We start from the raw sequence: 26,462 nt of genomic DNA on the forward strand, positions 1-26,462 counted from the left end.
CTCACAGGGCCTTGTAGGCCGGCCACCAGGTGACGGCCAGAGTGCTGGTCAGGGTCGGGTCGGTCGCCGTCCAATGGAGCTCGTTCAGCCCCGGGGCGAGACGGAACAGGTCGATACGGGACCGCGCGGTCAGGGGCATGCCGCCCCCGTTGCTGCGGAGCACCGTGCGCCAGCCGGGCCGGGTGTCGATCTCCACCCACTCCCCGGCGGCCAGCGAGCCCTGCACCGTCAGGGTGCGGCCGGAGGCGACGTGGGTGACAGACGGGTTGGCGCACGGGCCGCTGATCCGCAGCACCGGCCACGTGGGGGCACTGCCGGTGACGGTGAGGAACCCGGGACGGCCCACCGCCCCGGCGGTGTCCTCGATCGTGAACGGGAACATCACCGGGAACGTCATGCCGCCCTGGGTGAGCGACCCCAGCGGCATCGACGTGGACTGCCGCTCGCCGTAGTACAGGTGGTCGTGGGCGGTGTACTCGATGTCCAGGGGGATCCAGCCGTGGACGGCCGTCGTCAGGTCGGCGTCCAGCAGGCGGATCCGGCCGCGGACGGTGCGGGCCGGGCGGCCGGGGAACTTCAGCCGCAGACTGGTGGTCGCCCCGCCGGCCAGGCGCACCGCCTCGTCGTCGGCGGCCTCCTGGAGCGCGGCGTGCACGGCCAGGGCCGCCACCTCATCCCCGGGCGTCCTGATACCGGCGTCGATGCGGATGGTGCGGCCGGCGAAGAAGTCCGGGCCCAGCCACAGGCCGTCCTCCCCCGGCGGCTCGATGTCGGCAGTGCGCTGCGGCGCCCTGCCCAGCCCCTCGATCGCCGCGACGACCACCGGCGTGCCGCGGCCGATCAGGATCCCGGCCAGATCGTGCTGGTGGTCGGCCAGCTCCACGGGTGTGCTCATCCTCTTGCCCCCACTCCCCCGCGCGCCAGGCGCCGAAGCTGGTAGGACTGGCGGGCCTCGATGGCGCGCGCCAGGTCGCGGTCGGACTGGCGGGCGCCGATGTGGAAATGGGAGGCGCCCACGAGGGGGCCCTGCTCGCGGATGATGACAACCCGCCCGGCCTGCCCGTTCGTGAGGCCGACCCCGAACCGCTGGGCGACATCGGCGAGGACCGGGAGCGCGGTGCGGCGTTTGTTCCCCCCGAGCGGGATGTAGGCCTCGCCGCCGGTCTCCGGCTCCGCCCAGCGGATCAGGCCCGCCCGGCTCGCGTAGATGCCCGCCCGGATACCGCCGTCCGCATACGCCAGGTGTTTGTTGGCCTTGCCCAGGTCCGCGAGGAACCGCGTCGCCCGCGTGCCGAGGCTGGAGCTGATCTGCTTCTTGGCCTTGTTGGCGATGGCGATGATGACGTCCTCACCCAGGCCGGTCGTCCCGGCCACGTCGTGGATGCCGGTCGACTTCGTCTTGATTGCGGCAATGATCTGCACCAGGTCCTGCACCTGATCCGACGTGAGGGCGTTGTTGGCCGCCTTGGCCTGGGTGTTGGCCTTGGACGCCTTGCCCTTGTCCTTCACCGCGGCGGCGGCAAGCTGCTGGGCGGCCTCGTCGTTCTGGTCGGCGAGCTGCGCGGCGAGGTCGCCGTACCCCTGCGCGGCGAGCTTGGCGAGGTTGTCAGCGAATGTCTTGTTCAGCTTGTTCGCGCCGGTCAGCTGCCGCGTGTAGTCCGTGAGGCTGGCCTTGGCGGTGGCCTGGAGGCCCCGAAGGGCCTTGGCCATCTCGTTGATGTACTTCGTCGACCCCTTGGCCATCTTCGCGGCGAGCTTGACGCCCTCCTCGCCCATCGACGCGAGCGCATCGGCGACGTCCCCGCCGACCCGGTCGGCGACCCGCTCGAGGTCCTTGTTCCACGCCTTGGTCGCCTTGGAGGCGCTCTTCAGCTTCCGTTCGACGGCGCCCAGGTCGAAATACTCGACTTCCTTCGTCTTGCCGCCCTTGACCTTGACCTTTTTCGTCTTGCGGCCCGCGGCCCCGGCGTCGGACGCGGAGTACAGGGAGCCGGAGGTGGGGTCGTAGCGCCAGTCGGTGATGCTGCCGGCGGCGTTCCACTGGATGGCGGCCGGGTCGCCTCCGAGGCGGCGGGCGGTTTCCTCGAGGATGGCGCGGGAGCGGGTGCGCTTGGCCGACGACAGGGGGATGTAGGCCTCGCCGCCGGTCTCCGGCTCCGCCCACACCCGCCACGATCCGGCGGGGGCGATCTGCGCGACGTGGTTCTCGGCTCCGGACGCGAACTTGTGCACGCGCGGGGTGCGGATGCCGCCGTCGGCGTAGTAGTCCCACACCCCGCCGCGGGCGTTGGCGAGCTGGGAGCCGTGCGCACCCGAGCGCCTCGCCTGGTTGCCGGTGATGACGTAGTTGGTGGTGATGGTGACGGTCTTGTTCCGCAGTCCGGCGATGGCGCCGGCGAGCGCGGCCACGTTGGCTCGCTGACTGCCGGTGGGCACGGTGATTTGGACGTTCTTGCCCTTGGTGTCCCGGATGCGGAAGCCCAGCAGCTCGAGCTGGTGGCGGGCCTCCGACGTGGGGGCCTTCATGGTGATGGTCTTGCCCTTGGTGGTGGCGACCTTGTCCTGCACGCCCTGGAGGCTGTTGATGGTGTCCTGGGTGCGGGCGTCGATGGTGATGGACTTGTCGGCCAGCCCGTCCCGCAGGGACTGCACGTCCGCGAGGGACGCCTCCGCGGTGGCCGTGTTCGCGGTGACCCGGAAGGAGCCGTCCTTGAGTTCGGTGACCTCGAACCCGAGTTCGCGCAGCATCGACTGCGCGTCCTCGGTCAACGCGCTGACCGTGACGCTCTTCTCGTCGGGGGTTTCCTCGATCGCGGCGATCACCGCGTCCAGTCCGGAGACGGCGTCCTCGGTGCGCATCTCCACGGACAGTTCCTTCTTGTCCGGGATGTTCAGGTAGGAGGCGGCGAGGAGTTCGGCCTGCTCCCGGGTCAGGCCCAGGGTGTCGGAGGCCCGGACGAACGCGTCCCGGCCCTCGTCGTAGATGCCGGAGACGTGCTCCCAGCTCTTGCCCTGCTCCCGGGCCGCCGTCGCCGCCGCGTCCGTGTTCGCGGCCAGATCGCTGAGGACCTTTTCGGCGTCGCGGGCCTTCTGCGTGCCCAGGTCCAACTCGCCGTCGCGCCACTTCAGGACCGCGCCGTGCTCCTTCACCGCCTTGCTGGTGTCGTCCAGCGACTGCTCGAACGCCGACATGGCGGATCCGGCGGCCCGGTTGACGTCGTTCAACGCGACGATCGCCTGCCGCAGCCCGTCCGCCGACTGCTTCTGCGCGTCCAGCTTCGCCGACGTCGCCTGCGCCGCCTCACCGAACAGGCCCATGCTCTGGGCGGCCAGCTCCGCCTCGAACGCCTGATCCGCGAGCTTCGACTTGTAGTCGTCCAGCTGGGCCTCGAGCTCCTTGCCGGACATGCCCTGCTCCCGCATGGCGGCGGCAATCCGCTCGAACGCGGCCGCTGCGAGGTCGCCCTTCCCGGACTGCACCAGGTTGGCGAGGGACTGGTCGACGGCGTCCAGGTCCTCCTTGGCGTTCTTGACCGGGGTGGAGTCCATCCCGATCAGGGAGGTGAGGAACTGCTGCGTCTTCTCCGTGTTCGACGGGCGGGCGAGGGTGCGCAGGCTGTCCGCGAGGCCGCCCAGGTCCTTCCCGAAGGCGCGGGCAGCCTCCCCGGCGACCTTCCCGGTCCGCCCGAGCTTGCCGAGTGACGTGGTCAGCTTGTCGACATCCGGCGGGGCCTCCTGCCCGATCTCCGACAGTTCCGACAGCACCACGACGATGGCGGCGACGGCCGCAACGATGATCGATGCCCGCGCGGCGACACCGAGGGACAGGAACGCGGCCCGCAGGCCGGCGATACCACCGCCGGCGGTGGCCGCGGTGGTGCCCAGGGCGGCGATGGCGGTACGGACGCGGCCCATCCCGGCGGCCAGCGCCGCCATGCCCGCCCCGGACAACTGGAGCAGCTTCAGCGCGGTGGCGACCTGAAGGATGATGCCGACCAGCTCCGGCGGCAGCGCGGCCACCAGCCGGGCGGCAGCGGTGACCAGGGTCAGCATGGTCGGCCCGGCTTCGGCGGCCCCTTCCACGAGGTTGCCGACCGCGTCCCCGATCGCGTCGAGGGCCTCCCGGGCGGCGGGCCCGTGCTGCCGCATGTAGTCGAGGATCTTGCCAAGTGCCCCGTCCGTGGCGCCGCCCTCGGACAGGACACGCATCAGGTGGATGACCGAGTCGGTGAACGAGTCCAGCTTCTGGTCGGTCAGCGCGGCGACCTTCTTGGAGAACGCGTCGAAGCCGGGCGTGCGCATGCCGCCGCCCGCCACGTCCATCAGCCGGTCCAACTGAGTGGAGAAGGATTTCACTTCCGGGCTCAGGTGCGGCAGCAGCTCCCGCAGCAGGGTGAAGGACTTGGTGACCGGCACCATCGTGAAGCCGGACATCTCGTCCGACCAGTCGGAGAACTCCTGCTTCAGCTGCGACAGTCCGATCGCGGCCTTCTGCGTCTCCGGCGGCATCTGCGCCAGCAGCTTCTGGTAGGCGACCTGCGCCTTGATGGCCTCAGCGGAGGATTTGCCGTGCTCGCTGACGGCCTCCTGATACTTCGTCTCCGCTTCGGCGACCTCGCCCAGCGGGCCGATCTGCCCGGCGAGGGCGACGCCGAATGCGGCGGCGGCCGTGCCGCCGATGGCCATGTTCCCGGCGAGGGCCAGCACGCTTGTGGACAGCCCCGCCACCAGCGGCACGACGGCGGTGGCGATGGGCAGCAGCCCGGCCAGGCCGATGTCCAGGCCCCCGCCGGAGGAGCCGCTGCCGCCTCCCAAGCCGCGGGTGAGGCCGCGCAGGGCGCTGGTGTCGGCGGTGACCCGCACCCGGATGGTCTGGTTCTGCTGGGCACGGCGCACCGCGGCGGACACGTCCCGGCGCAGTTGGTTGGGGTCGCGCAGCCCGATGGGGATCTCGATGCGGTGCCCCCATGCCGCCCAGCGCACCGCGGCTTCCACCTCACGCCGTAGCTGCATCGAGTTACCGAGGCGCAGGTTGACGGCCAGTGCGTCCTGCCCGGACCTGGCCGCGGTGATGGCACGCCGTGCATCAGCGCGCAGGAACCGGGCGTCGACCCCGAGGCGGACCCGCAGTTCCTGTCCGGCGCGGGCGGTGGTGACGGCGCGGCGGACGTCGGCGCGCAGGCTGCGGGCGTCGACCCGGACCCCGAGGCGGATGTCGCGGGAGGCCGCGGCGCGCAGCCGGCCGATGTCGCGGGTGAGGGCCTGCACGTCACGGGAGGCGGCACGGGCGTCACGGGAGGTGTTGCGCAGCGTGCGGGCGAGCCCGGAGCCCTGCCCGGTGAGGCGTACCGACAGGTTCCACTGGGGCACGGGCGGGCTCCTTCCTGGACTAGCGGTGCTGGTTATGGAGTTCGAGGGCGGCGGCGACGCTGGTGGGGATCAGGGCGACTTGCACGCCGTGCCCCTCGTCGCCGTCGGGGACGGTTTTCTGTTTGTCGGCGATGAGTTGGCAGCCGGTGCAGCGGTGGGTGGTGGCCCGGTAGGCGTCCTCGTCGCCGCCCGCGTTCTCGTCCCACTCCTCGGGCCGGGTGCCGCACTGGGGGCAGACCTGCTTGAGGTAGTGGGCGTAGGCCAGGGCCTTCCTGCGGTCCAGGTCGGTCCAGGTGCCGTCCCCGTGCCCGCGGAACTGGGAGTGGGGGATGCCCCACTTGTGGCAGAGCTCCATCTGGGTGCGGAAGTCGGCGTCATCGATCAGCCTTTTCCCAGGTCCGTGCGCTGCGTGTGCTGCACCGACCAGGCGGCCTGCCACAGGGCCTTCACGTCTGCCGGGATCCACGCCCTCATAAAGCGGGCGGCGGCCTCCTCGGGCATGCCGTCCAGGGACGCGGCGGAGATCAATACGGGCATGAAACTTTCGGCGAACTCGTTGCCGTTCTCCTCGTCCTGCTCGGTCGGCGGGTGCTTGGCCAGCAGGTCCTCGAGTTCCTGCCGCTCGAGCGCCTGGAAGCGGAGGGTGATGGTGTGCGCGTCGTACGCCTTCTGCGCCGCCATGAGCCTGCCCTGGGCGTCCTTGGCCTGCCGCTCCGCCACGGCCCGCACGTCGGGGTCCGTGTCCTTGGCGAGGCCGTCCAGGTAGGTGTCGGCCCGCTCGGCTTCCCTCCGCACGGTCAGGTAGCGGTCCCGGATGTCGGGGTCGTCGCACAGCCGGAACACACTGACGGGCTTCTTGACGCTGTTGAGGCGCTTCTCAAGCGCGTCCCATGCGGTGCTGCTGGTCATGTTCGGGTCCTTTGGGAAGGCCCGGCCGGGCGCACAGCGCCCTTCCCAGATACACCGGGGCCCGGCCGGGGGCTTGGAGGGGGTGGGTCAGCCGGCGCGGGTCACGGCCCGGTAGGGACCGTCCCGTTGAACAGCGGCCGCGCGGTGATCGTGAACTGGACGGCGATCCGGGCGGGCTCGTTGTCCGCGCTGTACTGCTTCGAGTTGGACACCACGGTCACCGGGAAGACATCCATCCCCTTGTTCCCGGCCGTGTTGCCCTTGGAGAAGATCACCACGTAGCCGGACGTGCCCTTGGCGAGCTCGGTCTCGATGTCGTCGGCGGTGCTGTCCTCGTAGAACGTGAGGGAGGAGTCGGCCGCACTGTCGTCGCCACCGATCTTGCTGACGAACGTGGACGCCATGTCCGGGGTTTCGATGGGCTGGTTCTCGAGGGACCAGCCGTCGATGGCGTTGATCTGCTGCGTGTAGTCGGTGCCGTCGGAGATCTCCGCAGAGGTCGGGATCAGCGTGTCGGCGGCAGCGATGGTCGGCAGGAAGAGAATCTTCGTGGTGCCCTTGCGGTTGAACCTCATGATTGGCCCCTCGCGGAAATGGGGCCGAGAAGTGGGGCCCCTGCTACACGTGTCTGGTGTGGCGGCCACCTGCGTGGTGGCGTCCGCGTGGGGTCCCGCCGCGGTGCGGTGATGCCCAACCCCCAGGGGGTCAGGCGGCCGGCTGCTCCTCGAGGAAGAGCCGGAATCGGATCACTGATGTGATGATGGCATCTCCTGCGTCGGATGTTCCCCCCGCCTCGGTCGCCTCCCGCCGCCAGCAGGTGACGCCGGGCCCGACACTGAGGGGGTGGGCGTAGCCGGGGGATCCGTTCGCGGGCCGTTCGACGACCTTCCAGGCGCGGTCGGTGAGCCACTGCGCCTGCTCATCCCCGCCCCGGCTGTCCGGTACGCCTGGGGTCGGTCCGGAGACGAACGTGGCCTGATAGTTCATGACGGCGGCTCGCTGGTTGTCGGCGAGGGTGCGGGTGTCGTCGATGCGGTCGAGGGGGTCCAGGATCGTGTACGGCGGCGCCACCGGCTGACCGGCGGCGGTCAGGGGGACGCTGCGCAGGCCGACGGGGCGTCCGGTGAGGGTGGCCAGCAGGGTTTGCAGGCCGAGGGTGACGGGCCGTCTCTCGATCATCAGGCACCCCCGAAGATGCGGTCCAGGGCGTCCTTGAACGCGTCCTCGTACTCCGCCGACAGTTCGGTCACGGCGGGCTCCACGTGCGGGTACGGGGGCTGCCGGAAGAACCGGCCCAGGCTGTCGTACATGTTCATGAAGCCGTACTCGAGGCGGCGCCCCTGCGGCCGGTCGGTGCCGAGGAGGGCCCCTCCGCCGTCGGGGACGGCGAATGGCTGCGCTGGCCCCCAGGAGTCGAAGTAGTCGCCGGTGATGATGTTCGGGCCCGGACGGCCGGATGCGTTGAAGCGGATCATCGCGCGGGCGAGGCGGGCCTGCTGCTGCACCGTCCGGTTCACCTCCGGCCCCACCCGGTCCGCCGCCTCCTCCAGCCGGGGCGCCAGGTCCTCGAGGTCCATCACGCGCCCCCGCCCGTTTGCTGGATCTGGTCCAGGCTGGTGACCCGGATGACACCGAGGGTGCCGCCCTGGGACGGGTCGTTGGCCCGCCACTGGCGGCCGATCAGCGACACGTCCCCGCCCGCATGGACCTGGACGACGGTGACGATGGTGTCCCGGACGGCGAGCGGCGCCGACAGCGGCGTGTAGGCGCGGTAGTTGGACGCGGTCTCATCCACCCACGGCTGGTTGGGGACCGGGATGTTGGCGACGGCGGAGGTGGAGCCGGGTTGCACGGCCCCGGGGCCCTCGTACAGGACAGCGCCCTCCGGCACCTCGTACTGGCCGGTGTCGGGGTTGAAGACGGGCGGGCCGCCGGCGGGGCTGGTGAAGCGGACGACGTCCAGCAGGATCAGGCCCTCCACGAGGGTGGTGATCGGTCCGAGGTCCAGGCCGGCCATCAGGTGCCTCCTCCGGTGTGGGCCCACTCGGACAGGGTGGCGAGCATGGCGCGGGCGGTCGCCCCCGGGCCGCCGCCGTAGTCGGCCCGGTTCAGCGCCTCCTGGTCGAGGAGGACGGGGTCGACCTCGCGCAGGAAGGTGGCGATGACGCTGGCCGGGGTCTGCGGGATACCGACGGCGACCCGGGCGAGGCCCTCGAAGGCGGTCCCGTCGGGTTGCCGGGTGTGCAGGATCAGCGTGGGCAGCCCTGCGGCGATGTCGTGCTGGACGACGTATCCGGTGACCGTGCCGGGGGGCAGGGGGGTGCCGCCGATGCTGATGGTGGCGTGGCCGGGCTGGGCGTCGATCCGGACACCGTGCGCCTGCGGCTCCGCGGGGGGCTCGGTCACTGGGCTACTTCTTCCTCTTCAGGCTTGGATACTTGCGGGTCACCGCCTTGCGAACGGCGGCTTTCTCCTTGGCTGATCCGTGCTGCCCGACCCTGGCCAGGGCATTTCTGGCGTGAGCAAGATCATCAATCCTGTAGCGCTTGCCCGGCAGGGCGAACTGCTTGCTGCTCATCCGCTTCCGCCCGCTCTTCGTGTTCCGGCGGGCGTTGCTCTTCTTCGACAGCTTCGACTTGCGGCTCTTCGCCACGGTCCTCTCCGTCCGGGAGGTCGGTCGGGAAGGGTTCTTGGAGCGGCACGGTCCGCTGGAACGCCACGGGGCGTCGGGTGAGCAGGTTCTGTTCGCGGACGCCGTACACGTTCCGGTGGTACTGGGTGAGGACGATGACCTGCACCAGCCACGGCTCGTCCGGGTCGGAGGGCGTGTGGGGCAGGGTGAGTACGGTGATCGGGTCGTCGGAGGACACGTCGGCGGGGTTGATGCCGTTGGTGGTGAGCCAGTCGACGATGAGGAGGCGGCGCCACTCCGGCGGGACACCGCCGCCGGGGTGCACGGTGAGGGCGATGGGGGCGTCGGTCATAGGGGCGCTCCGGTGCGGATTTCGGTGCGGCCGATGAGGTCCATGCGGGGCAGCAGCTCCCGTTGGCAGTGGGCGTGCGCCACGGGATGAGCGAGGGCGTCCTGGACGGTGCGCAGGGTGCGGTTGGCGCGGTCCGGGTCCTTGTGCTCCCGCCACCCACAATCAGCGCCGTCCCGGATCTCCACCCACTCGGTGCCGAGTTCGTCCAGGGCGGTGCGAGCCGCGCCCGTGTTGGCGGTGGTGACGGCCTGCCAGGTGACCGCCGCACTCGCCCACGCGTCCACGGGATGCCGGGAGTTGTTGGCGTACACGACGGTGTCGAGGGGGTGCTGCTGGCGCAGGGCTTCGGTGTCGAGGCGGGCCGCGTCGGGGTCGCGGGCGGCGTCCTGGGCGTCGCGGAGGAACGCCCTGGCCCGGCGCAGCGCCTCGGTGATCCGGGCGGTGAGGTCCGCGTAGTACTGCGCGGAGGCTTGGGTGATGGCCGCCCGGTGCCGGTCGGTCCAGGAGAAGCGGGTGGTGGGGCGCAGCGCGTTGTCCAGCAGCGTCCAGGCGCCCTCCCGGTAGATGAGGGGCAGATCGGTGGCCGCCCAGCGTTCCGTCCACGCCATGGCCGCCCGGTGGAACGCCGCGAGGGACGTGTTGAAGTCGGCGATGGCGGCGCGCAGCCGTGGCCCGCTGCCGGAGTGGCGGCCGGGCCGGATCGCCGCGAGCGCGGACAGCAGCCGGGTCTGTGCGCCGGTCAGGATCGCCCACGCCTGCCGCAGCCGGTCCACGGCGCCGGTGATGTAGCCGAGGAGGCGTTGGCGGAGGGTGCGGCCGCGGCGCCGGACGGGGGTGGTCATCGGCGGGGCCGTTCGACCAGGCGCAGCATGCCGATCCCGTCGCCGCCGGTGCTGCCGTCGTCCGGGTCGTCGGGGGCGGGCGGCTCCCCGTTCTCGAGGGCGGCGATCTGCCGTTCGTACGCCTTGATGTTCTCGCCGGTGCCGACGGAGACGACGCCGGACACGTTGACGGTGGCGGGCTGGGCGCGCAGCGCGGCAAGCCGCTCCCGGAGGACCTCGAGGGCGACGGCGCGGGCGGTGCCGAGCCGGGAGTAGCGGGCCTCGAGGTCCGCGAGGTCGGCGGTGGTGCCGAGTTCGCCGCGGAGCCATGCGGTGACGGCGGCGGTCAGGGCCATGACTGTCCTCCCGGGACTGAAGGGGGTGGGAAGGGGTGCGGGTGCGGGCCCGCCGGTTGGCGCCCCCACCACAGGGGCGGACCCGCACACCGCTAGTCGCCGCTGTCGCCCTCGCCAGCGGCGCTCCGGCCCCGAGCGGGCCGCTTGGCCGCGCGCTTCGCGGCCGGCTTGTCGCCGTCCCTCTCGCCGTCGTCGGACGACGGGGAGGAGTCGGCGGACTTGGTGGCGGCAGCCGGGAGCTTGCCGCCCTCCCACGCGGACGGGTTCGTCACCAGGGCCGCCAGACGCGGCTCCGGGGAGCTACCGGCCTCCAGGACCACCGTCTGGTGGGACTCCGGGTCCTTCACGTACACCGTGGATCGCAGGGTGGCCATGGCTTACCACACCGTCGCGGCGATGTGGATGTCCGGCACGTACATGACCGGCAGCGCGGCGGCGGAGCCCTTCGTCCACACCTGCGGCGGGTCGTCCTGGTAGCCGCGGGTGACGACGATGCCGGGGGCGTCCTCCCGCTCGATGGCGGGGTTGCCGCTGCGGGAGAGGAGGAGACCGTCGGCGGTGAGGCCGTACTGGGTCTCCGCCCACTGCTGCGGGTTCGGCGGCAGCAGGAAGAACATGTTCTCCGGCAGCACGCGGGCGTCGGAGCCGCCCTCCAGCTCGATCTTCACGTCGTACGTGGTGATCGGCGGGAGACCGTAGCGGGCCCGGACCACGTTGACCTCGTTGGGGGCGAGGACCGCAGTGGGAATGGTCGATGCGGAGTTCACCGACCCGTAGTAGGCGGCGCGGTAGGAGTCGTTGCCCATGGCCAGCGCCATCGTCTTGTACGAGGTGAGGGCGCGGGCCGGCGTGGGGGCTCCGGAGGAGCGCAGGACCTCGAGCCACCGCATCTCGTCACCGAGCATGTCGGCGGCGGGGTCGGTCCACGGGGTGGACGCGGTCGGCATGTTCGCCGCCGGCACCTTGTGGTCGGCCTCGATGGTGAGGCCGTTCTCGCCGACCAGGGAGAACTTGCCGTCGGCCAGCAGGTCACCGGCGGCGAGTTCCAGACGCTTCTTGATGGACAGCACGTGGTCGGCAACGTCCTGGTAGACGGTGTTGACCAGGTCCCGGCTGTCGATGCCGCGGTCCATGTTCTGGAGGATGGTCTCGAACTCACCGACGATGTACTTCTGGCCCAGCGGGAGGAGCTTGCCGGAGGTCGCGAACTGCGTGATCTCACGCGTGGCGACCTTCGTCTGCGCGTCCCACGCCCGGTAGGAGGCGGCGGCGACCCGGCGGCGGGTGCCGCGGTGCTCCCACTGCACGGAGTCGATGGTCCGCTCGGGGATGACGGACTGGGTGAGGAGGTAGTCGGCCGGGGTCTGGATTTCCCGGGCGAACACGTTGATCTCGGTCGGGGACAGGTCGCGGAGCAGGAGCTCCAGCATGTCGTTGGCCATGTCGGTGTCTCCTGCTCAGACCTTGTAGATGAACTGGGTGTTGGAGCCGTCCGCCACGGTGGCCGGGTCGAACGGGACGGGCAGCTTCTCCGGGTCGATCTGCCCGTGGACCATGAGCGGGGCGACGGCCCGGGTGCTGGTCGGGGCGTAGGAGATCTCGGTGAACAGGAACCCGACGAACGTCTGGGTGCCGTCGGTGGCCGCACTGTCGTACGGGCCGTACAGGCCGCTGGTGCTGTTCTTGCCGAGGGGGATGCCCGACTTCAGCTTGCGTTGCGGCTGGTGTCCGGTCGGCGGCAGCCAGTGGGTGTCCTCGTCGAACGCGGCGAGGTCGAGGGTGACGGACTGGTTGGCTTCGATGCCGAGCATGCTCATGAGCCACGGGCGGCCGACAGCGAGCGTCTCGGTGCTGGTGTACGGCTGGATGTCCACGCCGTAGCCCCTTTCGCGATGTACGCGGGTGTTCGTGTGATGACGTCTGCGTGACGCCGTCCACGGGGGTTAGGGCGTGGTCCCTGGTCTGGAGTTGTTCAGGCCGCTTCGTCGGTGCGCAGGCCCATGGCGCGGGCGCGGGCGCGGGCGGCTTCCCGGACGGCGTCCTTGCCCGCGGCGGGCTGCCGGGGGGCGTTGCCGCCGGCCGGTCCGCCGGACGGGGCCGGGGGGAGGGTCTGCGGGGCGGTCGCGCCGAAGAGGACGCCGCGGCGTTCCTTGAGTTCGGTGGCGGCCTGGGTGATCTGTTCGTCGGTGGCGTCGTCGGGGACGGTGAGGAGGCGGGTGGCGTCCTCGAGGTCGTCGCCGGTGGCTCCGAGGGAGACGAGGGCGGAGCGGATGCGGGTCTCGCGGTCGCGGCGGGCGGCTTCGGCGGCCTGCTGGGCGGCCTGGGCTTCCCGGTCGGCGAGAGCCTGTTCGCGGGCGGTGAGTTCCTCGATGCGGCGCTGCTCTTCGCTGAGCTGCGCCTTGCGGGCTTCCTCGGTCTCCTTGAACAGCTTCCCGAAGCGGTTGACGTCGAAGTCGTCCGGGTCGAAGGGCACACCGGCGGCTTCGGCGAGTTCACGGAGGATGTTGCGGCGGCCCTTGGCGTTCTCCCTGGCCATGATCTTCGCGAAGGCGGCTTGGGTCATGGGGGCGCCGGTGCGGTGGTCCAGGAGGACCTCGTCGTCGCCGGTCTGCGTGGCGGGCTGGTTGGCGGGCGGCTGCGGGGCCCGGTGGGCGAGGTCGGCCGGGGAGGGGGCGGGCTGGTTGCCGCCGTCACCCTGGCCTCCGTCGTTGTAGAAGACGGCGAGCGACTGGATGCCGGTGTAGGGGTGGGCCCAGCCGTGGGCGGCGGTGAGACCGGGGCGGTGCTGCGCGGGGCGACGCATTGAAGACAGTCCTCCCATGGACAGATCAGGCCCCGCGCCTAGATCCAAGTGCAGCACAGATCTCGTCACGTGTTCCCCCCGCTCCCCTGCGCCGGGTTCCCGTCGTCGCCCTCGGGGTCGTCGCCGGTACCGTCGTCGCCCCCGGCCGGGGGCAGGTTCACCGGCGGGGCCTCCGGCACATCCGGGGCCTGCCTGCCGAGGAACCGGGCGGTCTCCTCCGGGTTGTTCAGGGCGTCGGCGAGGAGACGGGCGTCCGCAAAGGAGCGGGCGTCGATCCGGCGGATCTCCTCTTCGGCGTCCTCGATGGGCCAGCCGATCTCCTGAAGACGCCGGATCCCGGTCTCCAGGCTGATGAGGCCGGCCTTGCGGGCGGTGGCGACTTCCTCGAGGGCGGCGGCCTTATCGGTCGGCGTGTACGCGCCCCGGGTCAGCTTGGCGGGCAGGACCGGCAGGTCGATCCAGTCGGGGTGCTGCCCGGCCTGGAACAGGCGCTGCACGAACTTCGGCAGCAGCCGGTCGGCGTGGTCGCGGGCGAGCCGCATCCCGGAGATGAGTGAGTCCAGCGGCCCGAGGGCAAGTTCGAGCTGGTAGCCGGAGGAGAACTGCGCGGGGTCGGAGGTACCGAGGGCGACGGCGGGCAGCCGGGCGGTGGTCGCGGCCCGGCCCTTGAGGTCGTGAACCTGGTTGCGGAGTTCGGCGAGGTTGGCGCTGGTGTCGACGGTGCTGAGCGCGCCGCCCTCGCCCAGGGTGAAGACCATGCCGGGGCCGGCGGTGTACTGCTGCTGACTGGTGACCGCCTTACCGGAGATGGCGAGGATGGGGGATCCGGTGGTGGCGGACGCCTTCCCGGAGTCGGTGTCCGCGCCGGCGAGTTCGTCGAACACCTGGAGCACCTTCGCCAGGGACGACTCCCCCCAGTGCTCGCCCGGTTCGGGCACAGTGTTGGGCACGTGGATGACCGGGATGAAGTCCTGGTACAGGTCCAGCCGGTCGAGGATCTCGCCCTGCCCGTTGGTCGCGAAGTGCGCCTTGTCCATCGGCAGGGAGTCGACGTCGACCGGGCCCTTCAGGTCGCCCAGCTCCCAGGTGGCGTCGGTGAGATACACCGTCTTGTAGGAGGGCCGCTCGGACCACGGGTACCGGCGGGTGATCGACCCGTTGCCATCCAGGGTGTCGCCGCGGCCGAGGACGGGCTGCGCCGCCTGCTCCTCGGTGGGCTCGGACATGACGGGGGCGCGCAGGGGGCGGCCCGTTTGGTCGACGCCGTTCGCGGTCTGCGGGCGGATCCAGTCCAGGTGGTAGGTGATGCGGCGCAGCCGGGCGGGCAGCCGGCGGGGCCTGTCCTCGGGGAGTTCCCACGCGAAGTGGATGCGGTCGGGGTAGTCGGAGCCGTCGTCGTCCTCGCCGATGATCGGGAAGTAGAGGCCGGGGTCGTAGGTGCGGACGCGGACGCGCTGCTTGTCGGGATCCCAGTGCAGCAGGTAGACGCCGTCCCCGAGCGTGACGGCCTTGCGTTCGGTCTGGAGCAGCCGCATCGCAAGGAGTTCCTCGTCGGCCCATGCGCGCAGCAGGCTCTGCACGCGGTCCGCGGTGGCCGCTTCGGGGGTGGCCTGCTCGCCGCCGGCCTTCTCCGCGCCGGGCACGGTGATGGTCTGTTCGTCGCCCAGGACGTGGCTGGTGATGGTGTCGATGAACATCGACGGGTCGCCGAACTCGCGGCCGTCGCGGGCCGCCTCGCCGTCGCGGAACGCGGTGAGTTCGGCGACCTGGTTGTGGTCGTAGGCGGTGAGGAGCTTGTACGCGGCGAGGCGGCGTTCGTCGTACGCGGGGACCCAGGTGGCGTGCGCTTCGGGGAACGCCCGCCGGTTGGGCATGCCCAGGGAGTCGCTGTACAGCGGCTTGTAGTTCAGCCATGACCAGCGGTCGATGATGACCGACTTGAGGCCGGAGATGAGGCCCACAGCATTCCTTCCCGCTGTTCCCAGGCCCCGCGCCTTGTGATCAGGGTACGGGCGCGGGGCGCGGGGCTTCCCCCGGCTACCGCCGACCGCGGAGCCGCTGGTCGGCGTAGCGCTGGGTGCCGAGTCCTTCCTGTGCCGGGTCGGCGAGCTCGGTGATGAGGTGGACGGCGGCGTCCAGGCGGTCCGGGGAGTCCATGCCGGGGATCCAGGACACGTACTGGACCTCGAGGCCGGGGAGCTCGCCCACGTGGTGGACGTGCCCGTTCTCGTAGAGCTGGGCGACGGGTTCGGCGCGCAGGCGTTTGCCGACCTTGGCGGTCACCTCGATGATGCGGGGCATCAGCAGGCGGTTGGTGGCGGCCTCGCGTTCGAGTTCCTGCCAGGCCTGGCGGAGGATCTGGGCGGCCATGTCTCCGCCGAAGTTCGCCTCCACCACGAAGGCGTCGGCCTGGAGTTCGATGGCCAGCAGGCAGGCTTCGCGGCCCCATTCGGCGGCGCCCATCTTCTTTGACCGGTCGGCCAGCAGGTACATGTCCCCGGCGGCGTCGCGTCCGCCGCCGATGAGGCCGACTTCGTCGCTGTCTTCGCGGCCGCCGGCGGTGTCGATGGCGACGAGGGTGCGGGTGAGGTCGACGCCGCGGAACGCTTGGGGGGTGATGCGGTGGTCGGTGATCCACGGCCATTTCCACACGCCGCCTTCGAGGGGGCGGGGTTCTTGCTGGTAGAGGGCCCACCAGCCGCGTTCGCCGACATCCTTTTTGAAGCGGTTGAGGTGCTTGCGGCGGAACCGTTCGGGCCACAGCGGTTCGCCGACGGCCCGGCCGAGGGGGTCGCCTTCGGTCATGGCGATGGCGGGCAGGTTGAGGACGGTCCAGCCGTCGGCGCCGTCTTGGAGGATGCGGCCGGCGAGGTCGTTCTGGGACCAGCGGGTCTGGATGACGACGATGGAGCCGTTGGGTTCCATGCGGGTGTTGATGACCTGCTGCCACCAGTCCCAGAGGTTGGCGAGTTTGACGGGACTGTCGGCTTCCTTGGCGTCTTTCAGGGGGTCGTCGACAATTGCGACATTTGCGCCCATGCCGGTCAAAGATCCACCGACGCCTGCGGTGACCAGACCGCCCTCGGTTCCGGCGAGGTCGAACCGGTTGGCGGCCTGCGAGCCGTACCGCAGCTCGATACCGATGTCCTGGCCGTGCTCCTTGATGCTGTCGCGGATCCACCGGCCGTGCCCTTCGGCGAGCTTGGCCGCATACGAGGCGATCATGATGCGGTGGTCGGGGTGCCGGGCCAGGTACCACAGCGGCGCCCACCGTGCGGCACGGGCGCTCTTCCCGTGCCTCGGAGGCATGTTCAGCAGGACGCGCATCCGCTCGCCGTTGGCGATCCGCACGAAGGCCTTGTCGATGAGGTCCAGGTGGCGGGCCTGCCATTCCCGGCCGCCGGTCAGCGCGGCGGCCATCGACCCGGGGGAGCGTTCGATGGCCATCTGCCGCTCCGCCCACGCCAGAGCCGCCCGGGTTTCGTCGTCCGCGAGCCGGGCGATCTGCTGGCGCTGCTGGACGGGGAGGGTCCGGTAGAGGGCTACCTGATCCTCAAGCGCCGTGGTCACTGCGCACGGTCCTCGTCTTCGTCGTCCTCGTCGGGGGTGGAGGTGGCCGTGTTGGCCGGCTGTTCGGAGTCGAGCCGGCTGGTGGCGGCGATCAGCGCGGCCAGCTTGTCCGGGTCGGCGGTGGACAGGGCCAGCGGTCCGCCGTCGGCTCCGGTGACTTCGGTCTTGACGGGCATGTCCAGGCCGTTGAGTTTCGCGCGGCGTTCACTGTTGCGGCGGCGGGCGTCTTCGATTTTCACGAGCCGGTCGATGGCCTGGAGGACGGGGGCGTCGTCTTCCATGGGCTGGTTGGTGTCGGGGTGGAGGATGACGCGCCCGTTGTTGACCATGATGTGGCGGTTGTTGAGGACGACGTGGGCGGCGGCTTCGAGTTTCTGGAGGCGGCTGAGTTCGTCGTCGAGGCGTTCGTTCTCCTGCTGCCGGTAGATGGACACTTCGGCGGCTTCGGCGTCGCGGTGGGCTTGGAGGGCGCGGCTGAGGTCCCGGCGGGCGCTGTCGGGGCTGGAGTAGCCGAGGGCTTCGACACGGGGATCGTCGTAGCGGACGCCTTGGCGGCGCAGTTTGAGGAGGTGGGTGCGGCGGACGGTGACTTCGTCCAGTTTGAGTTTTGACCATCCCATGGCGGTGGGGCTCCCGCTCGTGTGTGTGATTGTCGGCCCCGCGCCTTGTAGGGATGATCGCCGATTTTCGGTGTTCTGTTCCCCCTGGCCCGGGGGTGGGCAGGGAACGGCCCCGCCACCGGGGGATTGGTGGCGGGGCCGTGGCGCGCCCGGGATGGTCCGGGCGGGTCTGCTGGCACGGCCCGGGGACGGTAGGGCGCGGGGACACCGGTACCGGTCCGGGCCGTGCAGTTCTGAGTGTGGGGCATGGGAAGCGGTTTGTCTGAGCCGCTATCCCCCGGCGGCTACTGGCCGGGGTCGGGGTCGGGTCCGAGGCCGTAGGTGCCGCGCTCCGGGCCGCGGTGAATCTTCCCGGCCTTCACCAGCTCGGTGAGGGCGTTGTCGCGGGTGCGGCCTTCCACGCCGGCGGCGCGGCCGAGGTCGTCCTTGTGCAGGTAGTTGATGTCGATGCCTTCCGGGTCGGCGAACTCGGTGAGCGCCTTGAGGAGTTTCTCGTCGGCGCTGGCGGGCTTCTTCGGGGCGAAGCTGATCCCGCTCAGGAGGCTGGAGGCGCCGTCGGCGTCCGGGTCGGTGTGCTCGCCGTCTCCGAGGATGGAGGTGGCGGCGATCTCGTGCCGGTCGTCCCAGCCGGGCCAGTCGGCGGGGTAGGCGATGCGGGTGTGGTCGATGTGGGGGGCGGCGGACTCGAGGATGAAGGTGCGCATCATCTCGGCTGCCCCGCCGGGGCCGAGGGTGTAGCCGAGGCCGAAGGTGGCTTTGGGGTCCTTCATGGTGACGGTGTCGTCGTAGACGAGGGGCCGGTCGACGTCCCAGGCGGCGGGGATGTCGCCGGGGTCGACGCCTTCGAAGCCGGTGGTGACGAGGTGCTTCTGTGCGGAGTCGGAGCGGAGCATGGCGAGGGATCCGCCCTGGATGACGTTGGTGCGCAGGGTGGTGGACCCGCCGAGCTTGTCGGCGTTCACGGCCTGGTTGACGATCGTGAGGATGATGCCCTGGGAGCGCGCCTTGGCGGCGAGGGCTTCCACGATGATCGCGGCTTCCTTCTTGTGGTCCTCCATCTCGGAGAGGGGGACGTGGGCCTCGTCGAGGATGACGCGGACCCAGGGGCGGTCGGGGGTGGCCTGGAAGTTCTTCATGCGCAGGCGGGCGGACTCTTCCATGCGCCAGTTCATGAGGGCGTAGGCGACGCGGAGGGCGCCGATGACGTCGTCGACGAGGCCGCTGTAGCAGGCCATGGTTTCCACGTCGGGGTTGGAGGAGCCCTTGGGGTCGCCGTAGATGATGGCGTGGCCGTTGACGTGGTCGGCGAGGGCGACGATCTGGACGAGGCCGCCCTTGCCGGAGCCGGTGACGCCGGCGATGAACAGGTGGCGGGCTCCGAGGACGGGGTCGGTGAACTGGATGCGGGCGGGGAAGCCGGAGACGTGGCGGCCGATCTGGACGTAGCCGCCGTCGCTGATTTTCAGGACGTGGGTGCCGGGGAAGGGCACGCCGTTCTGGAGGGGGTTGTGTTTCATGAGGCGGATTTCGCCCTTGCGGGGGTCGCCGGGGACGGGGCTGTAGGAGCAGAGGAGGCTGTTGGTGCGCAGTGCTCCGGCGAGGCTGGCCCGGTCGGGGAGGGGGAGTTTGTCGAGGTCTTCGCCGGCGACGACGTAGGCGACTTCGCCGCCGGTGTTGGGGTCGGTCTGGGCGTTCTCGAGGTGGGTGCCGGCCATGACGCCGCCGCTCTTGGCGACCCACTTGCGCCAGGCTCCGGCGAGGGTGTTGGGGTCGAGCTCGGGCGGGGCCTGGAGGTTGACGGTGAGGTGGACCTCGCCGGCGTGGGCTCCCGGCTTGAAGTAGATCCATTCGATGGGGATCCGGTAGGCGGAGGAGACGGTGTCCTTGGTGACGGTGACGGACTGTCCCATGGGGACGGTGATGGTGCCGGTCCAGCGCATGGCGGTGAGGGTGCGGAGTTCCAGTTCCTGGTCCCTGTGGGTGCCGGTGTCCCGGTTGGAGATGACCTCGTACCAGCGGTAGGCGATCTTCTCTGCGGCGGTGGCCGGTACGTGGGCCGCGGTGGTGCCGGGCGGGGCGGTGGTGGTCGGCTTGGGCTTGCGAGGGCGGGCGAGGACCTTGCGGAGTTTGATGGGGACGAGGGCGACGGCGGCCCACCAGCCGAGGGAGACGATGCCGGGGAGGGGCTGGTCGGCGATGCCGAGCCAGCCGGCCATGAGGGCGTCGGCGCCTTCCGCTCCTTGGACGGTGCCCATGAGGAGGGCCATGCCGGTGGTGAGGGTGGAGCCGAACAGGGTGGAGCGGTGGGCGCGGATGATGTCCCCGGCGGGCAGCTGGTCGATGAGGTGGGGTGGGAGGCGGTTCATGTAGTTCGCGGCGAGGAAGCCGGCCGTACCGCCGTAGGCGACGGCTCCCAGGATGGCGGCGGAGCCGTCGAGGAAGGGGGTGGTGACGCCGGTGGCGATGGGGGCGAAGGTTTCGGCGTAGGCGATGGCGCGTTCGGTGGCGACGGGGCGGGCGGTGGTGGGGGTGGGCTGGCTCATCGGGGGCTCCTTGGGAGGGGTTCGGGGGGCGGCCGGGACCGTGGTGGTCCCGGCCGCAGGGGGAGGGGTGGCGGGGGGTTATTCCTGGGTGAACCAGCCGGAGTCGACGTCGTAGACCTCCCGGCCGACCGAGGAGCGGGCGGCGGCCTCCCCGATCCGGGCGTGGCTGGCCTGGTTCTGGTCGTGGGCGGCCTGCGCGGCGTGGGCGGTGGTGTCGGCGGCGGTCGCGTAGTCGACGACGGCGGTGGACACGCCGTCCATCAGGGCGGCGAGTTCGCGGGTTTCCGCGACGGTCGCGGCATCCACCTTGAGGGCGCCGATGGATTCGGCGGTGCGGCCGGTGTCCTGGGCTTCGGTGCTGATGCTGGTGGCGTGGCCGCGGATGGCTTCGCTGCTGCGGGCGATGTCCTTGGCCAGGGCGGCCGTCTGCTTGGCGAGCTGCGCGTAGGTCAGGTCAGACATTGGCGGTCTCCATGTCGCGGTAGTAGGTCATGCGCGCGGCCCTGGTTTCGGGCGAGTCCTGGACGGCCTGGTAGATGCCGCCGTAGCGGGTCTCGGTGTTGGTGTGGAGCACCGTGCAGGCTTCGCCGGCGCGGACGGCCCGCTGGTGGATCTCGGCTGCCTTGCCGGCCTGCACCTGGGCGGTGTCGGCGAGCCGGGTGAGGGCGGCGACGACCTTCTCGCCGCCTTCGACGCTGCGGGCCTGCTCGAGGAGGTCGGTGACCTGCTTGGCCTGCTCGAGGGCGTGCTGCTCGAGGACGCGGGTGGCCTCGCCGACGCGGGTCATGGTGTCGGTCTTGGCCTCGAGGCGCTGCTGGAACTGGCGGAGGGTGCGGACCTCGCCGCGGCTGATGGAGGGGCGGGCGGCGCCGTCTCCGAGGTGGACGTGGGTGGCGTCGATGGACGCGACCTGGACGGGCTGCGGGCCGGGGGCGTGGTCGGGCTTGGGCGGCACCGTCTGGTAGTCGGCGCTGGAGGCGGGTGCGGTCACGGGCGTGTCCTCGGGGTGGGTGCGGGCGTTCTTGCGGTCGGTGTGGGCCTTGTCCAGGCGGGTCTTCTCGCGGGCGGCGGCCTGGGTGGTGTCGGCGTATCCGTCGCGGGCGCCGTCGCGCCAGGCCTGGGTGTGGGCGACGGCCTTGGCGGCGCGGGTGCCGTCGCGGTAGCCGGCCTCGCGGGAGTTCTGGAGGTTGATGCGGGGGGCGGGCACGCGCGGGCCGGTCTGCTTGGTGGGCTCGGTGCCCTTTCCGTCCTTCGCGGTGCCGGTCTTCGCCGTCTGCTGCGTGCCGGTGCCGCCGTCCTGCGGCTTCCGGGGCTCCTGGCCGTCCTTCGTCGTCGGCTGCGCGTCACCGCGCTGCGGCTTCTTGGGGTCCGTGCCGGGCGTGCCGTCGGCGGTCTTGCCGTTGGTGCGGCCGGTCTTGTCCAGGCGGACCTTGCTCGCGTTGCCCTTGGAGTCGGGGCCCTTGGGTCGGGTCTCCGTGCCGGTCGGGGTGTTCTTGCCGGTGTCGGGGGCCGGGCCGGTCGTGGACGGCTTCGTGGCGTCCTGGGACTTGGTGGGGGTCTTCGGGCCGGAGCCGTCCTTGCCGGGCTTCCCGGCCGGGCCCTGCGTACCGGAGGACCCGGACTTGCCTGCCCCTCCCCCGGATCCGCCGCTGGTCTTCGGTCCCGGCCCGGTGGGCTTCGTGTCGTGCTTCGGCCCGGCGCCGCTGCCGCCGCCGGGCTTCCCGCCGGGCTGCTTCACGGGGCCGCTGTCCTTGCCTGTGCCGCGTCCGCTGCTGGAGTCCTTGCCGTTGCCCGTGCTGGTGCGCCCGGATCCGCCGGGCTTCGTCCCGGTGTTGCTGCCGCGGCTGCCGCCTCCGGCCGGGCCGCCGGACCCGCTGCGGCCTGTGCTGCCGGACTGGCCCCCGCCGGAACTGTTCGTGCCGCCGGGCCGGTTCTTCGGCCCCGTGCCGCCACCGTTTCCGGCCCCGTTGGACTTGCTGTTCAGGGACTTCCCGGCGGCATTGTTTTTGCTGCCGGTGCTGGAATTCGTCGACCCGCCCACCATTTTCTCGGCACGGTTCACGGTGACGGTTTCCTTCACCTGCCGGGCCTGCGCCTTCGCCTTTTGGATGTCGAGGCGCTTGTTGCGGGCGTCGGCGCCCTTCTTCCAGCGTTCGGCACCGGCCAGCATCCACGCCCGCAGGACGCTGCGCTCCTGCTTTCCCGCCGGGGCCTTTCCGGTGTTCCCCGGGGTGTCGTCGGGGGTGCTCTCGGTGCGGTAGGTGGCGCTGCTGGCGTCGGTCACGGCCTGGTCGCCGGGGGTGGCTTCCGCGGCCGGGTCGGGGTCCAGGGTGAAGGCGGTGCGGGTGGGTGTGACGGGGGCGAGCAGCCCGGCCATCCCGCCCGGCTGCTGCTGCGTGCCGCCGGCGGCGGCGGGGGTGGTGGGTGCGGTGCTGGGGGGCGGGTCGGTGGGGCCGGGGACGGCCGCGGGGACCGCGTTGCTCGCCATCAGGGTTCCTCACTGTGTGTGGTCATGGGGGTGGGTGGTTTCCTCCTCCTCCCTTCCTCCCGGCCCCGAATTCCCCTGATCAAGCCCTCGCGTGCGGGTATGAGGCGGGGGGTTTCGGGGCGGGAAGGAAGCGGAGGAGGAAGTCAGGCGGGGTGACTCTTCGTGCTCTTCTTCACGGCGACGGCCAGGCCGAGACCGAGGACGCCGGCACCCAGGAGGAGGCCGGGGTTGACGCCGCCGCCGGTGGGGTCGGCGGTGGTGGCGACGGCCTGCATGTCGGTGCTGCTGGTGGCCGGGTACTGGGCCTGGCAGTCCTCCACCACCGACCGGTAGGAGGCCCCGAGCTGCTTGCCGACCAGGCCCTTGTTGTCGGCCACGCAGGCGTCGATCTGCTTCTGGCGGGCCGCGTTCTCGGTGGCCTGGGTTTCCTGCTGCGCCGCGTTGACCTTGTTGAGCTCTTTCAGCTTCTCGAGTTCGAGTTGCTGCTTCTGGATGGCGAATTCCTGGGCGCGGACCTCGTTCGCGGCCTGCTGGGCGCTGTAGTGCTGCCAGCCGAAGAGGCTGGCGCAGGCGATGGCGACGGTTCCGACCCCGAGGGCGGCCTTTCCGCGCGGGGTGAGGCCGGTCTTCACCGGGGCCGCACCGGAATGCGTCTGAATTCCGTAGGGGGTGGGGTCGGTGAATTCGGGCTGGGCGGGAATGCCGTATCCGCCGTGGATGACGTTGTGGAATTCCGGGTCGTATTCGGGCTGGTTGGGGGTCATGTCATTCTCCGTTCGCTCGGGCCGCGCGGGAGGCGCTGACCAGCAGGTTTTCGACGGCGGGCAGGGTCTGGCCGGGCAGGTCGTTCCAGGTGAAGAAGCTCATCTGGATGCCGGCCTGGGTCAGGGTGTGCTGCATGTAGGCCACGGCCCGTTCGCGGGCGTGGGGGGTGACGTGGCCGGTCCTCTCGAGGAGGGTCTGGGCGCCGCGGATGCACATGCGGCCGGTGGGGGACACGTCGAGGGACTGGCACCAGCCGTAGCGGTGGAGGACGTCCAGGGTCTGTTCGAGGTGGGTGGAGGGGCGCTGGGGGGTGGGGTTCTGCCACCAGCCGAGGCCGGCCATGGTGCGCCGGAGGGGGGCGGGCAGGAGCCGGTGGGTCCAGCCGGGTGCCTGCGGTGCGGTGGGCAGGACCGGGAGCGGCCGGGCCGGGCGTACCGGTGTGGGGTGGACGCGGGCCGGGGCCGCGGCCGGGGTGGCCGTCCGCGGCTTCGGCTGGGTGCGGGTCTCGTTCACTCGTTCTCCTTTCGTCTCCATCCGGGGGAGGCGGTTACTTGTTGTCACCGGTGACCTTGGTGTGGATGTCCTTGTAGAGGGCGCGGATGTCGTCGGTCTTCAGTCCGTAGCCGGCCTTCCGCCAGGCCTGCTCGAAGGCGTTCTGCGAGGGGGCCGGGCCGGTGCCGCGGAGGTCGAAGTACAGGTCGAAGGCGAGCCTGCGGCGGTCGGTGTCGCCCCCGTCGGGCCTCTTGTTCGCCTGCGCCTCGCTGGGGGTTGCCTCGGGCGCGCCCGTGTCGGGCCCTGTGGTGCGCCCTGCTGCGCCCTCGCTGGTCAGGGCGCTGATGTCGTCGGGGGCGACGTCGGGTGCGCCCTGGGGGCCGGTGGTGGGGCGCAGGGACCGCAGGGCGTAGGTCTCGGACCGGTCCGGGAGGGATTTGAAGGCGCCCATGCGGTCGATGCGGGTGGTGATGGTCATCTCGGTGCCGAGCTGGTCGAGGGTGTCGTCCAGGCCGTGGAAGGAGGCGTCGCCGGCGCGCATGAGGGCCTTCTCGTAGGCGCGCTTGCTCATGAGCCGGGGCTTACCGAGCGTGGCGAGGGTGATGAGCTTGTCCTGGGCGTTGCGGCGGCTGATGGCCTGCGCGTCGGCGCCGCGGGAGCCGATGCCGAGCTGGCTCTCCAGGCGCTGGAGGCGGTCGCGCCACCAGCGGGCGAGGATCCCGTCGGACTTGATCTCGATCTTGCCGAGCTTGGCCTCGAGGCCGAGGAGCTTGTGCAGGCCGTAGGCGAGCATGACGGGGCCGACGATGCGGACCAGCGCGGTGCCGATGTCCTCGTTCTCCTGGCGGACGACCTCGATGGCGCCGACGGCCTGGGCGAAGACGAGGAAGTAGGCGGTGCGGGTGGCGCCCTTGTCGTTGAACGCCCACGCGTACAGGGACAGGCCGAGGACGATGGCCTCGAGGACGAGGCCGACCGTGATGTGCAGCGGCGAGTCCATGTGGAGCCGCTTCTCGGCGAAGCGGGCGGAGGTGTTGGTGGAGAGGGCGAGGCCGGCGACGACGACGAGGCCCATGCCGAGGAGGCCGGTGACGGTGCGCCGCTTCTGTTTGTCGGCGGGCTTGCGCTGGCTGGTGCGGGCGCGGGTCTTGGCGGCGATGCGGTAGCCGACGGCGAGGGTGGCCAGGGCGAGGAGGGCGGCCCATGCGTACACGGGCACCCGTCCGACTGTGGTGTGGATGTCGGTGAGCATGGGCGTGGGTCCTTCCGGTGTCGGTGGAGTGGGGGTCAGGCGTTGTTCGTGGTGGACTCGCCGCGGGCGACGCGGGCGGCGTCGAGGAACTTCTGGGCCTCGTCGAGGTCCAGTTCGATCTGGTGGCGGCCGAAGGCGTCGGCGGCGACGTCCTGGGCGGTGACGTCGGCGGGGCTGCGGGCGGCGCTGATGTAGGCGCTGTAGAGCAGGTTGTGGGCGACCTTCATGAGCTTGTTGTGGCGGCGGCTTTCCTTGTACGTGGCGAACATCGGGTTCGGTGTCCTTCCGGTGGTCAGGCGGTACAGGTTGCGGAGTGGGTGCCGTTCGGGATTCCGGCCAGGTCGGCGATGTGGCCGCCGGTCAGGTGCAGCCGGGTGGCCAGTACGTCGGCGACGGCGAGGACGGCACCCCAGTGCTGGCTCAGGAACTGGTCGGCGAGGTGGTGGACCACGAGATAGTAGGTCCGGCCGTTGATGAGCGTCTGGTCGTACCAGACGGACGTGGCCGGAGGGTTCCAGTGGACGGTGGCAGTGGCGGTGCCGGGCATGGTCGGTTCCTCCCTGGTGGTCAGGCGGCGGGCTGGTAGTCGCCGGGGGTGGTCTGGTCGGCGGTGAGGGCGAAGTAGGTGTCGTACTCGTCGTCGTCCCAGTCGGCGGGGTCGCCGTGGAGCGCGCGGAACTCGCGGCCGGTCATCGGGCGGTCTCCTTGGCCAGCGAGACGGTGGCCGGGGCGGTGTCCGCGGCGGGGAGGAGGGAGTCGAGGGCCTCGTCGATGAGGGTGCGGAGGATGCCTTCGACGGTGAGGGTGAAGACGAGGACGGCGACGATGCCGAGGGCGCTGGGCTGGTTCATGAGCTCGTAGAGGCCGATGCCGGCTCCGAGGGTGCCGCCGTAGTAGGTGATGTTGGCGGTGGTGTTGATGGCGTTGGTCTTGATGCGCTGCTTGTTCACGGTGGTCCTTCCGGGTCGGGGCGGGTGGTTCCGCTGGTGGTGCTGGGGCCCGCCCCGCATGGGGTCGGGGCGGACTCCGGCGCGGCCAGTGGGGTGGGGTCCGGCCGTCGTGGGGGTGTCGGCGGCCGGACCCCGGTCGGGGGTCAGGTTCGGCGCTGCTGCCGGCGGTCGGTGTCGGTCATCTCGCGGATGGTGTCCTCGAAGCTGCGGCCGGACTCGAGGACGGTCTCGGTGATGATCTGGGCGGAGCGGGTGCTGTCGCCGTTCTGGACGGCGGTGCGGAGTTCGGTGGTCTTGTCGGCGATGAATCCCATGGGGTGTCCTCTCGGATCGGTGGGGCCCGGCGGTGTCCGGGCCCCGGTCGGGGGTCAGCGGGGGCGGTTGGTGGACTTCTTGTTCGCGTCGGCGACCTTCTTCGACAGCTCCTTTCGCTGCTCGTCGGTCAGTCGGGTCATGGGGGGCACCTCCCTCCGGGTGTCGAGGGCGGCGCACGCGGTGGCGGCGGGTTCGCGGAGGGTGGGGTCGGTGAGGGCGTGCTG

General features: G+C 71.1%; 30 protein-coding genes. All 30 read right to left on the reverse strand.

The window, feature by feature from the left end; all coding sequences use genetic code 11:
- Position 1 precedes the first annotated feature (1 nt).
- Positions 2-895, reverse strand: a complete 894-nt coding sequence (locus ACTWJ9_RS33520; RefSeq protein WP_443296162.1) for a phage distal tail protein — start codon at positions 893-895, stop codon at positions 2-4.
- On the reverse strand, positions 892-5,370 hold the full coding sequence (locus ACTWJ9_RS33525; protein WP_443296163.1) for a hypothetical protein: 4,479 nt from the start codon (positions 5,368-5,370) through the stop codon (positions 892-894). The genes ACTWJ9_RS33520 and ACTWJ9_RS33525 overlap by 4 nt, the downstream gene beginning before the upstream one ends.
- Before the next feature lie 19 nt (positions 5,371-5,389).
- Complete coding sequence (locus tag ACTWJ9_RS33530) at positions 5,390-5,725, reverse strand: hypothetical protein (RefSeq protein ID WP_443296164.1); 336 nt, start codon at positions 5,723-5,725, stop codon at positions 5,390-5,392.
- Positions 5,726-5,751: 26 nt separating this feature from the next.
- Entirely contained in the window at positions 5,752-6,279 is a 528-nt protein-coding gene (locus ACTWJ9_RS33535; protein ID WP_443296165.1) for a hypothetical protein, read from the reverse strand.
- 101 nt (positions 6,280-6,380) lie between these two features.
- On the reverse strand, positions 6,381-6,854 hold the full coding sequence (locus tag ACTWJ9_RS33540) for a phage tail tube protein (protein ID WP_443296166.1): 474 nt from the start codon (positions 6,852-6,854) through the stop codon (positions 6,381-6,383).
- Positions 6,855-6,984: 130 nt separating this feature from the next.
- The gene (locus ACTWJ9_RS33545) at positions 6,985-7,458 is read right to left on the reverse strand and encodes a hypothetical protein (RefSeq protein WP_443296273.1); all 474 of its coding nucleotides are present in this window, start codon (positions 7,456-7,458) and stop codon (positions 6,985-6,987) included.
- Complete coding sequence (locus tag ACTWJ9_RS33550) at positions 7,458-7,856, reverse strand: hypothetical protein (RefSeq protein WP_443296168.1); 399 nt, start codon at positions 7,854-7,856, stop codon at positions 7,458-7,460. The genes ACTWJ9_RS33545 and ACTWJ9_RS33550 overlap by 1 nt, the downstream gene beginning before the upstream one ends.
- A complete protein-coding gene (locus tag ACTWJ9_RS33555; protein ID WP_443296169.1) occupies positions 7,856-8,296 on the reverse strand; it encodes a DUF6093 family protein in 441 nt (146 codons plus the stop codon). The genes ACTWJ9_RS33550 and ACTWJ9_RS33555 overlap by 1 nt, the downstream gene beginning before the upstream one ends.
- Positions 8,296-8,685 (reverse strand): hypothetical protein, encoded by a 390-nt coding sequence (locus ACTWJ9_RS33560; protein WP_443296170.1) that lies wholly within the window; start codon positions 8,683-8,685, stop codon positions 8,296-8,298. Before ACTWJ9_RS33560 ends, ACTWJ9_RS33555 begins: the two co-directional genes overlap by 1 nt.
- A gap of 125 nt (positions 8,686-8,810) precedes the next feature.
- A complete protein-coding gene (locus ACTWJ9_RS33565) occupies positions 8,811-9,263 on the reverse strand; it encodes a hypothetical protein (protein ID WP_443296171.1) in 453 nt (150 codons plus the stop codon).
- The gene (locus ACTWJ9_RS33570) at positions 9,260-10,105 is read right to left on the reverse strand and encodes a hypothetical protein (RefSeq protein ID WP_443296172.1); all 846 of its coding nucleotides are present in this window, start codon (positions 10,103-10,105) and stop codon (positions 9,260-9,262) included. Before ACTWJ9_RS33570 ends, ACTWJ9_RS33565 begins: the two co-directional genes overlap by 4 nt.
- Positions 10,102-10,440 carry a hypothetical protein gene (locus ACTWJ9_RS33575; protein WP_443296173.1) on the reverse strand — a complete coding sequence of 113 codons (339 nt, stop codon included), beginning with the start codon at positions 10,438-10,440 and terminating at the stop codon, positions 10,102-10,104. Before ACTWJ9_RS33575 ends, ACTWJ9_RS33570 begins: the two co-directional genes overlap by 4 nt.
- A 92-nt stretch (positions 10,441-10,532) precedes the next feature.
- Positions 10,533-10,814: a hypothetical protein gene (locus ACTWJ9_RS33580; RefSeq protein ID WP_443296174.1), complete on the reverse strand. Its 282-nt coding sequence runs from the start codon at positions 10,812-10,814 to the stop codon at positions 10,533-10,535.
- Positions 10,815-10,817: 3 nt separating this feature from the next.
- Positions 10,818-11,882 (reverse strand): major capsid protein, encoded by a 1,065-nt coding sequence (locus ACTWJ9_RS33585; protein ID WP_443296175.1) that lies wholly within the window; start codon positions 11,880-11,882, stop codon positions 10,818-10,820.
- 15 nt (positions 11,883-11,897) lie between these two features.
- Positions 11,898-12,314: a head decoration protein gene (locus ACTWJ9_RS33590; RefSeq protein WP_443296176.1), complete on the reverse strand. Its 417-nt coding sequence runs from the start codon at positions 12,312-12,314 to the stop codon at positions 11,898-11,900.
- Positions 12,315-12,412: 98 nt separating this feature from the next.
- On the reverse strand, positions 12,413-13,243 hold the full coding sequence (locus ACTWJ9_RS33595) for a hypothetical protein (RefSeq protein ID WP_443296177.1): 831 nt from the start codon (positions 13,241-13,243) through the stop codon (positions 12,413-12,415).
- A gap of 65 nt (positions 13,244-13,308) precedes the next feature.
- Positions 13,309-15,204, reverse strand: coding sequence for a hypothetical protein (locus tag ACTWJ9_RS33600; RefSeq protein WP_443296178.1), 1,896 nt, complete (start codon positions 15,202-15,204; stop codon positions 13,309-13,311).
- Between the two features lie 76 nt (positions 15,205-15,280).
- The gene (locus tag ACTWJ9_RS33605) at positions 15,281-16,813 is read right to left on the reverse strand and encodes a terminase large subunit domain-containing protein (RefSeq protein ID WP_443296179.1); all 1,533 of its coding nucleotides are present in this window, start codon (positions 16,811-16,813) and stop codon (positions 15,281-15,283) included.
- Positions 16,810-17,433, reverse strand: a complete 624-nt coding sequence (locus ACTWJ9_RS33610; RefSeq protein WP_443296180.1) for a hypothetical protein — start codon at positions 17,431-17,433, stop codon at positions 16,810-16,812. Before ACTWJ9_RS33610 ends, ACTWJ9_RS33605 begins: the two co-directional genes overlap by 4 nt.
- A 284-nt stretch (positions 17,434-17,717) precedes the next feature.
- Positions 17,718-19,976 (reverse strand): type IV secretory system conjugative DNA transfer family protein, encoded by a 2,259-nt coding sequence (locus tag ACTWJ9_RS33615; protein ID WP_443296181.1) that lies wholly within the window; start codon positions 19,974-19,976, stop codon positions 17,718-17,720.
- Positions 19,977-20,054: 78 nt separating this feature from the next.
- Complete coding sequence (locus ACTWJ9_RS33620; RefSeq protein ID WP_443296182.1) at positions 20,055-20,438, reverse strand: hypothetical protein; 384 nt, start codon at positions 20,436-20,438, stop codon at positions 20,055-20,057.
- Positions 20,431-22,464 carry a hypothetical protein gene (locus ACTWJ9_RS33625; protein WP_443296183.1) on the reverse strand — a complete coding sequence of 678 codons (2,034 nt, stop codon included), beginning with the start codon at positions 22,462-22,464 and terminating at the stop codon, positions 20,431-20,433. Before ACTWJ9_RS33625 ends, ACTWJ9_RS33620 begins: the two co-directional genes overlap by 8 nt.
- A gap of 143 nt (positions 22,465-22,607) precedes the next feature.
- The gene (locus ACTWJ9_RS33630; RefSeq protein WP_443296184.1) at positions 22,608-23,228 is read right to left on the reverse strand and encodes a hypothetical protein; all 621 of its coding nucleotides are present in this window, start codon (positions 23,226-23,228) and stop codon (positions 22,608-22,610) included.
- A 1-nt stretch (position 23,229) separates the two neighbouring features.
- Entirely contained in the window at positions 23,230-23,742 is a 513-nt protein-coding gene (locus ACTWJ9_RS33635; protein WP_443296185.1) for a DUF6197 family protein, read from the reverse strand.
- A 34-nt stretch (positions 23,743-23,776) separates the two neighbouring features.
- Complete coding sequence (locus ACTWJ9_RS33640; protein ID WP_443296186.1) at positions 23,777-24,973, reverse strand: hypothetical protein; 1,197 nt, start codon at positions 24,971-24,973, stop codon at positions 23,777-23,779.
- 35 nt (positions 24,974-25,008) lie between these two features.
- The gene (locus tag ACTWJ9_RS33645) at positions 25,009-25,242 is read right to left on the reverse strand and encodes a hypothetical protein (RefSeq protein ID WP_443296187.1); all 234 of its coding nucleotides are present in this window, start codon (positions 25,240-25,242) and stop codon (positions 25,009-25,011) included.
- A 23-nt stretch (positions 25,243-25,265) separates the two neighbouring features.
- Positions 25,266-25,520, reverse strand: a complete 255-nt coding sequence (locus ACTWJ9_RS33650; protein ID WP_443296274.1) for a hypothetical protein — start codon at positions 25,518-25,520, stop codon at positions 25,266-25,268.
- Positions 25,521-25,540: 20 nt separating this feature from the next.
- Positions 25,541-25,666: a hypothetical protein gene (locus ACTWJ9_RS33655; protein WP_443296189.1), complete on the reverse strand. Its 126-nt coding sequence runs from the start codon at positions 25,664-25,666 to the stop codon at positions 25,541-25,543.
- Positions 25,663-25,923 (reverse strand): hypothetical protein, encoded by a 261-nt coding sequence (locus ACTWJ9_RS33660; RefSeq protein WP_443296190.1) that lies wholly within the window; start codon positions 25,921-25,923, stop codon positions 25,663-25,665. Before ACTWJ9_RS33660 ends, ACTWJ9_RS33655 begins: the two co-directional genes overlap by 4 nt.
- Before the next feature lie 143 nt (positions 25,924-26,066).
- Positions 26,067-26,237 (reverse strand): hypothetical protein, encoded by a 171-nt coding sequence (locus ACTWJ9_RS33665; protein ID WP_443296191.1) that lies wholly within the window; start codon positions 26,235-26,237, stop codon positions 26,067-26,069.
- Positions 26,238-26,462 lie beyond the last annotated feature (225 nt).

It is taken from the genome of Streptomyces sp. GDS52, assembly GCF_052246875.1.
GTDB lineage: Bacteria > Actinomycetota > Actinomycetes > Streptomycetales > Streptomycetaceae > Streptomyces > Streptomyces cathayae.